This window comes from Halarchaeum rubridurum, assembly GCF_014647115.1.
Classification (GTDB): Archaea; Halobacteriota; Halobacteria; order Halobacteriales; family Halobacteriaceae; genus Halarchaeum; species Halarchaeum rubridurum.
On sequence record NZ_BMOO01000004.1, the window covers coordinates 18,254 to 29,463 of the forward strand.

The following is an 11,210-nucleotide window of genomic DNA, read 5'->3' on the forward strand; positions in this document are numbered from 1 at the left end:
TCGGCCCCGACGTGATAACCCTCGCCTCCGACTTCGGCTCGCCCTATCCGGCGGCGATGCGCGGCGTCCTCTGTGCGCGCACCGACGCCCGCCTCGTCGACGTCGCACACGACTTCCCGAGACAGGACGTCCGCACCGCGGCGTTCTGGCTCCGCGAGCTCCTCCCGACCTTCCCGGCCGCCGTCCACCTCGCCGTCGTCGACCCGGGCGTCGGCACCGACCGCCGGCCGCTCGTCGTCGAGGCGGGCGAACACGCCCTCGTCGGCCCCGACAACGGGCTCCTCCTGCCCGCCGCCCGCGCGCTCGCCGACGGCGCGGACGTATCGTGCTACGAGATACCCGTCGAGGACCCCGAGAGCGCGACGTTCCACGGCCGCGACGTCTTCGCGCCCGCCGCGGCCGCCGTCCACGACGACGGACGAGCGGCCCTCGACTATCCGCCCGTCGACGACCCGGTCGACCTCGCCTTCCCGGAGCCGACCGTTCGCGGCGACGAGGCACGCGGCGAGGTGCTCGTCGTCGACGGCTTCGGGAACGCCATCACCAACGTCCCGGGCGACGTCCTGACCGGACGCTGGGGGACGTACGCTCACGTCGACGGCGAACGCGTCCCGGTCGCGCGGACGTACGACGCCGTCGGGGCGGACGAGCGACTGCTGACGGTCGGGAGCCACGGGAACGTCGAACTCGCGGTGAACAGGGGACGGGGCGACGCGGCCTTCGGCGTCGAGGCCGGGAGTCGAGTCCGGCTCGCGCTCCCGTGATCAGTCGGTCGTCCGGGTCTCGGTCTCCGTCTCGACCGCATCGGCACCCGCGCCCTCGACGGCCTCGGTGAGCGAGACGTTGAGCGTGAGCATGCTGACGACGCCGCCGGCGACCGTGACGACGTTCTTCACGGCGTGGTCGACGATGGCGACGGCGAGCGCCGCGGGCGCGGTGACGGGCGTGAGCGCGACGACGAGCAGGGTGAACGCGCCCTCGTAGAGCCCGATGCCGCCGGGCGAGAGCGGGAGGACCTTCGCGAGGTTCCCCACGGAGACGGCGAAGAAGCCCGTGGCGAGGAGCGTCCAGAGCGGGAGGTCGACCCCGAACGCGACGAGGACGCAGAGCGCGGTGACGACGTCGATGACCCAGACGAGGACGCTCGTCGCGCCGACGCGCGCGAACGCCGGGCCGTCCGCGGCGACGGTCTGCACGTCCGCGACGAACGACTCCACGACGCCCGCGACGAGCTCGACGTAGCCGTCGTCGCTCGCCCACTCGACCACGCGGCGGACGTAGCCGCCCTCCATCCGGGCGGACGCGACGATGACGACGACGGCCGCGATGGCGAGCGCGCCCACGAGCCCCGCGACGGCGAGGGCGGTCTCCGCACTCCGCTGGTCGGCGCCGAGCGCGTCGCCCGACACCGCTCCGAGAATCGCCGCCACCTGCTCGGGCGCGAAGGCCGCGAGACCGAGCAGAACCGACCCCGCGAGGAGCGTGATCGTGAGCAGGTCGAAGACGCGCTCGACGGCGAGCGACGCGAACCCGGACGTGTAGGGGACGCGACGACGGGCCTTCACGACGTACGCGCGGATGAAGTCGCCCCCACGCATCGGGAAGACGAGGTTCCCGGTCTGCGAGACGAACACCGCTCCGGTGAGGAACCCGACGTCCGCCCTGTAGCCCAGTTCCGAGAGGATGTCCCGGTAGCGGAGCCCGCGCAGCGGCCACGAGAGCGCGTAGACGGCCGCGCCGAGCGCGACGAGCGCGGGGTCGGCGTCCGCCATCGCGGCGAGCACCGAACTCGGGTCGAGGTAGAAGAGCATCAACCCGAGCGCGACGAGCGTGAGCGCGATGCCCGCGAGCGCGCCCGTCCGCCGGTTCACGTACGGGGCGACGCTGAACTCCCACCAGCAGCGCACGACCTGCGAGCCCATCCCGAAGACGTCGCGCACCAGATCGACCTTCGAGTCGCCCTTCGGCTCCCAGTCGACCGGGAACTCGTGGACGCGGAGGCCCCGGCGTTGCGCGCGGACGAGCATCTCCGTGTCCCAGAACCAGTGGTCGTCCTCGACGTCGGGTTCGAGCGTCTCGAAGGCCCGGCGCGAGAACGCCTTGAAGCCACACTGGTGGTCGCGCAAGTCGGAGCCGAGGAAGAGGCGCGCAGCGAGGTTGAACCCGCGGGAGGGGACGCCGCGTTTCGCCGGCCGGTCCGCGACGTTCTCCGACATCCACCGCGACCCGGTGGCGACGTCGTACTCGCCCGAGCGGACGCTCTCCACGAGGTGTTCGAGGTGGCGCATGTCCGTCGCCAGGTCCGTATCGAAGTAGACGAGGACGTCGCCGTGTGCGGCTTCGAAGGCCGCGTCGAGCGCGCCGCCGCGACCGAGGCGCTCGTCGCTGTGGAAGTGCCGGACGTCGTCGAACGCCGCGGCGAGTTCGTCCGCGATCTCGGGCGTGCGGTCGTCGCAGCCGTCCTCGGCCACGACGACCTCGTAGCTCCCGGCGGGGAGGAACGCACCGAGCGCGTCGCGCGTCGTGCGGACGGTGTGTTCGATGGTGTCCTCCTCGTTGTACGCGGGGAGGACGACGCTGACCTCGATCTGCCGGTCGCTCATCTATCAGTACTCGCCGCGCTCGGAGTAAGTACCTTCTGCTCTCCGGTATCGCGGGTGTGGACCGCGGGGGACGTCGTCGTTTTCGCCTTCCTACCACGTCGGCCCCGAGCGGGCTCGCGTGCGCCGACTTCGAAGTACCGGAAGTCGCGTTTCGACAGGCTAGGACGCCTGAGGAGCGCGTTTCGATGGCTGTACCAAACCCCCTATAGCCGTTCCCGCCCTTCCGAGACGTATGAGCACGAGCGCGGCCACGGCGACGAGCACCCTCACCCCGAAACAGGAGCGCATCCTCGCGTACCTCCGCGAACACGCCGGCACGCGGACCTACTTCAAGTCGCGGCTCATCGGCGACGCGCTCGACCTCTCGGCGAAGGAGGTCGGGACGAACATGACCGCGATACAGCAGGGCGACTACGGGGTCGACGTCGAGAAGTGGGGCTACTCCTCCGCGACGACGTGGAAGGTCTCGCTCTGACTCGCGGGTCCCCTCAGGGGTCGTACGCGAGGAGCGTGTCGGCCTCGCGGGCGAGCGCGGCCGCCCGGTCACCGAACGAGTTCGCGTAGCGCACCACGAGGACGAGCACCGTCTCCGGCCGCGTGATCGCGTAACCGCCCTCGCGGGTGAGGAGGCCGACGCCGTCGAGTTCCGCCGCGTACTTGCTGATCGTGCCGCGCGAGACGCCCGCGGCCTCCGCGAGCGCCGCACCGTCCGCGTCCGGGTCGCGCAGGAGCGTCACGAGCATCGCCCGGGGCGTCTCGCGGCGGAGGTAGCCGAGCGTCACCTTCTCGAAGTCGGCGAACTCCCCCGCCGGGTAGAAGCGCCGGTAGTCGCCGTCCCGGTAGCTCTCGACCGCGCCGGCCTCGACGAGCCGCCGGAGGTGGTGTTGAGCCTCGCCGGTCCCGAGTTGGAGGTCGTCGCGGAGCTTCGAGAAGTGCGCGCCGGGCGTCGTCGTCAAGTAGCCGCCAATCGCGCCCCGGACGTCGCTCTCGCCCGCCGCCTCGTCCGCGAGACCGACGAGCGGGCTCGCCGCCCCGACCGCGGCGAACCGTCTGAGGGTGGCGCGCTTGCTCTCGTCGATCCCCATTCGAGTACGGCTAGGTCGGGCGCGCGCAAAAAGTTTCGGACGCCCGCGGACGCGCCGGCGTTACGAGCGCTCCGACTCGGTCTCGGCGTCGTCGGGCGCGTCGGTCGGCGCGTCGGACGACCCCGCGGGCGACGCGCCCCCGGTCCCGCCCTCGAACTCGGCATCCATCTCCTCGATGACCTGGTCGGTCTCCTCGGCGCCCGTGTCCTGCCCGGCCATCACTTCCTCCGCCTGCTGTTCGAGCTGCTCCGGGTCGACGTCCGCCTCCTCGCTGATCTCGTTCAGCAGTTCGTCGATGCTGTCGAGCCCGAGGAGCTCGCGGGTCTCCTCGTCGAAGTCGAGGCTGTCCAGCCCCTCGGACTGCGTCGCCACGTCGCTGTCCGTGAGGTGTTTGCCGTAGCGCCCGACGAGGCTCGTGAGCTCCTGCGGGAGGACGAACGTCGTCGACTCGCTCTCGCCCATGTGCTCGATGGCCTCCATCCCGCGCTCGATGACGGCGCGCTCGCCCATCGACTCCGCGGACTTCGCGCGAAGGACGGTGGAGACGGCGTCACCTTGCGCTTCGAGGACCTGCGACTGCTTCTGGCCCTGCGCGCGGATGATGTCGGACTGCTTTTGGCCCTGAGCCTCCTCGATGGAGGACTGGCGTTCCCCCTGCGCTTCGAGGATCATCGCGCGGCGCTTGCGCTCCGCCGACGTCTGTTGCTCCATCGCCTGCTGGACGTCCTTCGAGGGGTTGACCTCCCGCACTTCCACGCTCTCGACCCGGATACCCCACTCGTCCGTTGGCTCGTCGAGCTCCTTGCGGATGCGCGCGTTTATCTCCTGGCGCTTGTTCAGCGTGTCATCGAGCTCCATGTCGCCGATGACGGCACGCAGCGTCGTCTGCGCGAGGTTGGAGACGGCGCGTTTGTAGTCGTCGACCTCGAGGAAGGCCCGCTTCGCGTCCATCACGCGGATGTAGACGACCGCGTCCGCCGTCACCGGCGAGTTGTCGCGCGTGATGGCTTCCTGACGCGGTACGTCGATAGTCTGCGTCCGCATGTCGAACGTGTACGTCCGCGAGACGAACGGCGGGATGAAGTTGATACCCGGTTCGAGGAGCCCGCGGTACTCCCCGAAGACCGTGAGGGCCTTCTTCTCGTAGGCGTCCACGATCTCCACCATCTGATAGACCGTGACCGCCGCGAGCGCGACGAGGAGCACCGCCACGACCGTAAGCGGCAGGCTCCCGCCGACCGTCTGCAGCGGAACAGCTGGGACCATACGTGCACGGTCACACAAGTCGGGGATAAATCTTCGCCCCAACCGTTTGCTGTGAGCGCCCTGCGGGCGCTCCGGCAAAAGCTCGACCAAAACCCGTCGAGCCTCCCGACGGTCGGCTCTCGGGTCCGCTCGCTCCCGGCGGTCGCTCGCGGGAGGGACACCGACTGCGTCCGCGTCCGCCTCCCGCCCCCGCTCAGCCGCCGCCCACCGCTTCACCTCCCGCACCCATCGACCGCTCCCGCCTCGCCTACCGCTCCGCTCCCGCCTCGCCTACCGCTCCGCTCCCGCCTCGCCTACCGCTCCGCTCCCGCCTCGCTTTCCGCGTCCGCATCCGTCCCGCTTTCCGCATCCGCCTCACGTCCCGCGGCGAGTTCGCGGTCGATGTCGTCCACACCGTCGGCTTCCGCGACGGTGAGCACGTTCCCCCCACCGGGGTCGACGACGAGCACCTCGACGCCGTCCTCGATTGCGTCCGCGCCGTCGATGGTGCGCGCGGCGTACGTCGGGTCGAAGCCGCCGGCGTCGCGCAGGCGTATCTGCCCCGTCGAACCCGTGACGCGCTCGGTGACGACGCCGCGCGCGCCGCGCAGCGACGTCGACCCCTCCGTCTTCCCGCGCCCCGTCCCCTCGTAGAACTCGAAGCGCCGGTAGCCCCAGAGCGCGAGCGCGCCCACGGCGAAGACGAGGACGGCGAGGACGACGGGCGTGACGACGCCCGGGAGGAGCACGCCGGCGAGGCCCGCCGCGAGGAGCGCGACGCCGATGACGACGAAGTGCGCGCCCGGCGCGAACGCCTCCGCGATGCAGAGTGCGACCCCCGCGACGACGAGGACGAGCGAGAGCGACGCCCCGAATAGGTTCGCCATGGGTGTCACTCGGGGTGCGACCGGGAAGAACGTTACCCGCGAGCGGGCGCGACGGTCGGCGACCGCGACTCAGAGGAGCAAGAGCGCGAAGGTGCCGACGGCGAGCGCGACGCCGACGACGAAGAACGCGACGTTCTCGGCGCTCGGCGAGCCGGGCTCGACCGGCGGGCTCTCGGGCTCCTGCGCCACGGCGCCGTCCTCGCCGACCTCGTCGACGCCGAACCGCCACTCCCCGTCGTCCGTCGCGTCGTCACCACCGGTCCCGGCCATCAGCGTTCACCCTCGCCGCTGACGCGGCCGCCGTAGACGACGCCGCGTTCGCCGTCGACGGTGACGACGTCGCCGTCCGCGACCGCCTCGCTGAGCGCCGCGCTCCCGACCATCGGGAGGTCGAGTTCGCGCGCGACCATCGCCGCGTACCCGGTCAAGCCGGTGTCGGCGCTGATGACGCCCGCGAGTCGCTCCAGGTCGCCCTCGAACTCGCCCTCGAAGTCGGCGGAGAGGACGGCGATGGCACCGTCGGGGGCGTCCGCGAGGTCGCCGTCCGCGACGCGGTAGACGGGGCCGCTCACGCGACCGCCGACGACCGACCGGCCGGTGGCGACCGTCTCGGCCGCGACGTGGACCTTCAGCGTGTTCGTCGTGTCCGTCCCGTCGAGTTCGGTCATCATCCCGGAGATGACGACGACGGTGTCGCCGGAGTCGACGACGCCGGCGTCGATGGCCGCCGAGACGGCGTTCTCGATAACGGCGGAGGCCCCGCCGGTCGTGTAGTCGGCGTACTGGGGCGCGATGCCACAGGAGAGCGCGAGGTGCCGCCGAACGTCGTCGTTCGGCGTCGTCGCCACGACCGGCATCGCGGGACGGAACTTCGCGGCCTTCCGCGCGGTGTAGCCGGATTCGGAGGCGACGACGACCGCGCTCGCGTCCACGTCGCGCGCGAGGTAGCGCGCGGAGCGCGCGAGCGCGTCCGTCCGTGAGTCGTCCGCCTTCGGGACGCGCTGTTCGCGGAGTTCGTCGTACTCGTCGCTCGCCTCGGCCTCGCGGACGATGCGGTCCATCGTCTCGACGACGTGGACCGGGTCGTCGCCGACCGCGGTCTCCGCCGAGAGCATCACGCCGTCCGTGCCGTCGAGGACGGCGTTGGCGACGTCACTCGCCTCCGCGCGGGTGGGCCGGCGGGAGTGGACCATCGAGTCCAGCATCTCCGTCGCCGTGATGACCGGCGACCCCGCCTCGCGGCACTTGCGGATGATTCGCTTTTGGGTCACCGGGACGTCCTCCATCGGGCACTCGACGCCGAGGTCGCCGCGCGCGACCATCACGCCGTAGGCGGCGTCGATTATCTCGTCGAGGTTCTCGACCGCGCCCGCCCGCTCGATCTTGGCGATTATCGGGATGTCCGCGCCGAACTCCTCCAGCGTCGAGGAAATCTCGTAGACGTCGTCCGCGCTCCGGACGAACGACGCCGCGACGAAGTCCGCGTGCTCCTCCGCGGCGAGTTCGAGGTCGCGGCGGTCCTTCTCCGTGACGACGTCGAGGTCGAGGTCGACGCCCGGGACGTTCACGCCCTTTCGGGAGCCGAGTTCGCCGCCGCTGACGACGTGTGCGGTGACGACGCCGTCCGCGACGGCCTCGACCCGCGTCTCGATGCGGCCGTCGTCGAGCAGGACGACGTCGCCGGGTTCGACCGCCGTGATGTCGTTCGAGAGGCCGATGCGCTCGGGCGTCGCGGTGTCGCCGACGGCGAACTCCACGGTCGCGTCCGTCTCGATCTCGATCGGGGCGTCTATCTCCGCCGTGCGGACCTCCGGACCCTGCGTGTCGAGCATCACCGCGAGGGGTTCGTCGGTGACGTCGTCGACCTGCCGGACGGTGTGAATCCGCTCGCGGCGGTCCGCCACCGTTCCGTGGCTCGCGTTCAGTCGTGCGACGCTCATCCCGGCGTCCGCGAGTTCGCGGACCGTCTCCCGGTCGTCCGTCGCCGGGCCGAGAGTGCAGATTATCTTCGCGTTCCTCATTGTCGCCCGCTTCGCTCGCGGTGCGGTAAAAGGTCGGGGGTTACTACGTCCCGAGTTCCATTTCTCGAACTGGCGCTACGCTCTTCCCCACGGGGCGCCTACGCGGCGTATGGGCCCGAGGACACGAATCGTCAGCGTACTGCTCGTCGCCGCGTTCCTCGTCGCCGTCGCACCCGGGAGCGTCGCGGCGGCCGGCGACTGCACCACCGGTGAGGTCGCGCACTCGGACGTCGAGGCGTTCGTCGCCGGCTACAACGACAGCACGGACCGGCTCCCCGGGCTGCTCCGCGACCGCCTCGCGGACGAGCGCGTCGCCGTCGACGTCGGCGGCGTGAACGCCACCTACACCCTGCACACGAACGGGAGCGCGCACGTCACGACGGTCGAGAACGGGAGCGTCGACCCGACGCTCCGCGTGACGACGACCGCGAGCGTCGTCTGTAACGCCACGGCGTCCGACGACCCCGCGGGCGCGATGCTCGCCGCCTACGACCGCGGTGACGTCGACGTCGAGGGCGTCGGCATCGTCCGCGGCGCGGCCGTCACGGTCGGGAAGGCCGCCTACGGCGTCGGGAGCGCCCTCGGCATCTGGTGAGGGCGAGAGTGAGGAGCGACCTCAGACGACCCCGGTTTTCGCCACGGCCTCGCGCGCCGCGGCCTCGCTGAGACCGTTCCCGAGAATCGTGTAGCGGTCCCTGATCTCGTGGGCGGTCGTGAGCGCCTCCAGGAGTTCGTCGTCGTCGATGCCGAGCGCCGCGGCCGTCGTCGGCGCGTCGATGGCGTCGAGGGCGTCGCGGACGGCGCGCCAGTCGCCGCGCTCGCCGCTGTGGAGGTACTCGGTGACGATGGCGGCGACGCCGACCTGGTGGCCGTGGAGCGCCTTCCCGGGCGCGATGCGGTCGAGCTGGTGGCTCACGAGGTGCTCCGCGCCCGACGCCGGCCGCGAGGAGCCCGCGATGCTCATGGCGACGCCCGAGGAGACGAGCGCCTTCACGACCATCCACGCCGCCTCCTCCAGGCCCGGTCGGACGCTGTCCGCGCTCTCCACGAGGAGTTCGGCGGTCATCTCCGCGAGCGCCGCCGCGTACTCGCTGTATTCGACGTTCTTCAGCCGGTTCGCCAGCCGCCAATCCTTCACGGCGGTGTAGTTCGAGATGATGTCCGCACAACCCGCGGTCGTGAGCTCCCACGGCGCGTCGGCGAGCACGCCCGTGTCCGCGACGACGGCGACCGGCGGGTCCGCGGCCACGCTGTGACGCGTATCGCCCTCGGGGACGGAGCCGCGCCCGGAGACGATGCCGTCGTGGCTCGCCGCCGTCGGGACGGAGACGAATCCGAGGTCGCAGCGGTCGCTCGCCATCTTGGCGATGTCGATGGCCTTCCCGCCGCCGACGCCGATCAGGTACGCGACCTCGGCGGCCTCGGCGGCGTCGATGACGCGCTCCACCGCGTCGAAGCTCGCGGTGTCGACCTCGACGAGACCGGGGTCCGTGCCGGCCGCCTCGTACTGCGCGACGATGTCCGCCGCCGCCACCTCCTTCGGCGTCGGGCTCGTGACGACGAGCGGCCGCCCGCGGAGGTGCGTGTCCGCGACGACGTCCCGGACGTCCCCGAGGACGTCGTGGCCGACCACCACGTTCCGCGGGAGCTTGATCCACGACGTTTTGGTGAACATACCGGCCCGTCGGGGGCGCGCGACAAAGCGGTTGTCCTCTCCGCCCTCAGATAGTGTCGAGGACGGAGAGGACCGTCTCCTCCGCCGCCCGGTCCGGGCCGTGTTCGGTCCCGGTCCGGTCGCTCTCGCGGTGGTCGGCGGCCGTGCGCGCCATCGCCTCCCCGACGGGCGTCGAGGACCAGCCGAGCGCGGCCAGCTTGTGCGTATCGAGCAGGTGCGGCGCGGGCCGGTAGAGCGGGAACGACCCGAGGTCGAGGCCCGCGGTCGAGAGTTCGCGGTCGCTCGCGCGGACGAGTTCGACGTCGGTGTCGAGGGCGTCCGCCGCCGCGCGCACCGTGTCCGCGAGCGTGAGCGCGTTCCGGTCCCCGACGTTGTACGCCTCCCCCGGCGTCCCCGACTCGGCGACGATTCGGAGCGCGGACGCGACGTCCTCGACGTACGCGCGCTGCCAGAGGTTCGTCCCGTCGCCGGGGACGACGACCCGGTCGTGCGTCCCGACGCGGTGCAGCCAGTAGTCGAGGCGCTCCGTGTAGTCGTGGGGGCCGTAGACGACCGTCGGGCGCACCGCCATCGCGTTCACGCCGCGCTCGGCCGCGCGAAAGACCATCCGGTCGCCCTCCGCCTTCCGGTTGCCGTACGTCGCGTCGGTATCGTCGGCGGCCTGGTCCGCCGAGCAGTCCCGAAGCGGCGTCTCCCCCTCGCGCTTCGGGACATCGTCGGCCGCGTACGACGCCCCCGAGGAGACGTAGACGTACGCGCCGACGTCCGCGAATATCTCCGTCGCCTTCCGGACGTCCCGCGGGTGGTAGGCCGCGCAGTCGACCACGACCTCGGGTTCGACCTCCCGTTTCGCCGTGAGGAGTTCGCGGTCGTTCGCCCGGTCCCCCTCGTAGTGATGAACGCCGTCCCGCTCCGCGAAGGGGTTCGCGTGCTCCCCGCGGTTGAACACCGTCACCCGGTAGTCGTGCGCCAGTAACTCCTCGACCGTGTGCCGGCCGATGAACCGCGTCCCGCCGACGACGAGCGCTTCGTCCATACCGACGGATCGCGCGGCCCGCAAAAAGGGGTGACGGGCTCGGTCGATAGCTCAGACGACGCGGAAGCGCGCGACGTACGCCGTCCATCCGTCGTCGCCCTGCGCCGCGACGCTGAACGCGTACGTCCCGTCGTCGAGGTCGAGCGGCCCGCAGCCAATCGCGTCGTCCTCGGGCGTCGGTGCCGTCCCCACGCCGAGCAGCCACGCCTGCGACGCCCCCGGCGGGAGCTCGCGCCACGGTTCGACCGTCGCGTCCGGCGCGACCCGTTCCCAGCCGGCCGCCGTCTCGCGGTGGACCGCCCAGTCGTAGGGGTTCGTGCCGAGCGTCGACGCGCCGCCGTTCGACAGCGTGAAGCGAAGCGTCCCCGGCGCACCGAGGGACGTCGCCGACGGCCGGAGGACGACGGGCGCATCCGCGCCCGTCGTTGCCGCACAGACCGTCCGGTCGGCGTCGCGGAGCGCCGGACAGCTCTCCTCGACGGGGGTCGTGGTCGTCCCGTCGCCCCCGCCGTCGGTGCCGTTCCCGTCGGTCCCCGAGCCGTTCGTGCAGCCGGCGAGCGCGACGCTCACCGAACCGGCGAGTACGGCACAGAGACGGCGTCGTGAGAGCGGCATACCGTCGTCGACGCGTCGGACGCGAAAAGCCGTTTCGGGGGGT

At 71.6% G+C, this 11,210-nt stretch carries 12 protein-coding genes; 3 read left to right on the forward strand and 9 right to left on the reverse strand.

Annotated features, from left to right (window positions below):
* The first annotated feature begins 11 nt into the window (after nucleotides 1-11).
* Complete coding sequence (locus tag IEX84_RS08895) at nucleotides 12-764, forward strand: SAM hydrolase/SAM-dependent halogenase family protein (RefSeq protein ID WP_188872031.1); 753 nt, start codon at nucleotides 12-14, stop codon at nucleotides 762-764.
* Here the strand turns inward: IEX84_RS08895 and IEX84_RS08900 are convergent, their stop codons facing one another.
* Nucleotides 765-2,603, reverse strand: coding sequence for a flippase-like domain-containing protein (locus IEX84_RS08900; RefSeq protein WP_188872033.1), 1,839 nt, complete (start codon nucleotides 2,601-2,603; stop codon nucleotides 765-767). It abuts the gene before it with no gap.
* A 232-nt stretch (nucleotides 2,604-2,835) separates the two neighbouring features.
* Between IEX84_RS08900 and IEX84_RS08905 the strand changes: the two genes are divergently transcribed.
* Complete coding sequence (locus tag IEX84_RS08905) at nucleotides 2,836-3,078, forward strand: DUF7123 family protein (RefSeq protein ID WP_188872035.1); 243 nt, start codon at nucleotides 2,836-2,838, stop codon at nucleotides 3,076-3,078.
* A 13-nt stretch (nucleotides 3,079-3,091) separates the two neighbouring features.
* Here IEX84_RS08905 and IEX84_RS08910 read toward each other — a convergent pair whose 3' ends face one another.
* The 5 genes from IEX84_RS08910 to pyk form a co-directional block, all read right to left on the reverse strand.
* Nucleotides 3,092-3,688, reverse strand: coding sequence for a winged helix-turn-helix transcriptional regulator (locus IEX84_RS08910; protein WP_188872037.1), 597 nt, complete (start codon nucleotides 3,686-3,688; stop codon nucleotides 3,092-3,094).
* Nucleotides 3,689-3,748: 60 nt separating this feature from the next.
* Complete coding sequence (locus IEX84_RS08915) at nucleotides 3,749-4,954, reverse strand: SPFH domain-containing protein (RefSeq protein ID WP_188872040.1); 1,206 nt, start codon at nucleotides 4,952-4,954, stop codon at nucleotides 3,749-3,751.
* 293 nt (nucleotides 4,955-5,247) lie between these two features.
* Nucleotides 5,248-5,820, reverse strand: a complete 573-nt coding sequence (locus IEX84_RS08920) for an NfeD family protein (RefSeq protein ID WP_188872042.1) — start codon at nucleotides 5,818-5,820, stop codon at nucleotides 5,248-5,250.
* A 69-nt stretch (nucleotides 5,821-5,889) separates the two neighbouring features.
* Nucleotides 5,890-6,090, reverse strand: a complete 201-nt coding sequence (locus IEX84_RS08925; RefSeq protein ID WP_188872044.1) for a DUF7312 domain-containing protein — start codon at nucleotides 6,088-6,090, stop codon at nucleotides 5,890-5,892.
* Nucleotides 6,090-7,841 carry a pyruvate kinase gene (gene pyk / locus IEX84_RS08930; protein ID WP_188872046.1) on the reverse strand — a complete coding sequence of 584 codons (1,752 nt, stop codon included), beginning with the start codon at nucleotides 7,839-7,841 and terminating at the stop codon, nucleotides 6,090-6,092. Before pyk ends, IEX84_RS08925 begins: the two co-directional genes overlap by 1 nt.
* Before the next feature lie 109 nt (nucleotides 7,842-7,950).
* Between pyk and IEX84_RS08935 the strand changes: the two genes are divergently transcribed.
* Nucleotides 7,951-8,436: a hypothetical protein gene (locus tag IEX84_RS08935; RefSeq protein WP_188872048.1), complete on the forward strand. Its 486-nt coding sequence runs from the start codon at nucleotides 7,951-7,953 to the stop codon at nucleotides 8,434-8,436.
* Nucleotides 8,437-8,457: 21 nt separating this feature from the next.
* Here the strand turns inward: IEX84_RS08935 and IEX84_RS08940 are convergent, their stop codons facing one another.
* Genes IEX84_RS08940 through IEX84_RS08950 form a run of 3 tightly spaced genes read right to left on the reverse strand, consistent with a single transcriptional unit; the run spans nucleotide 8,458 to nucleotide 11,167 of the window.
* Nucleotides 8,458-9,516, reverse strand: a complete 1,059-nt coding sequence (locus IEX84_RS08940; protein ID WP_188872050.1) for an NAD(P)-dependent glycerol-1-phosphate dehydrogenase — start codon at nucleotides 9,514-9,516, stop codon at nucleotides 8,458-8,460.
* Between the two features lie 46 nt (nucleotides 9,517-9,562).
* Complete coding sequence (locus IEX84_RS08945; protein ID WP_188872052.1) at nucleotides 9,563-10,552, reverse strand: NAD-dependent epimerase/dehydratase family protein; 990 nt, start codon at nucleotides 10,550-10,552, stop codon at nucleotides 9,563-9,565.
* A 51-nt stretch (nucleotides 10,553-10,603) separates the two neighbouring features.
* A complete protein-coding gene (locus IEX84_RS08950) occupies nucleotides 10,604-11,167 on the reverse strand; it encodes a hypothetical protein (RefSeq protein ID WP_188872054.1) in 564 nt (187 codons plus the stop codon).
* Nucleotides 11,168-11,210 lie beyond the last annotated feature (43 nt).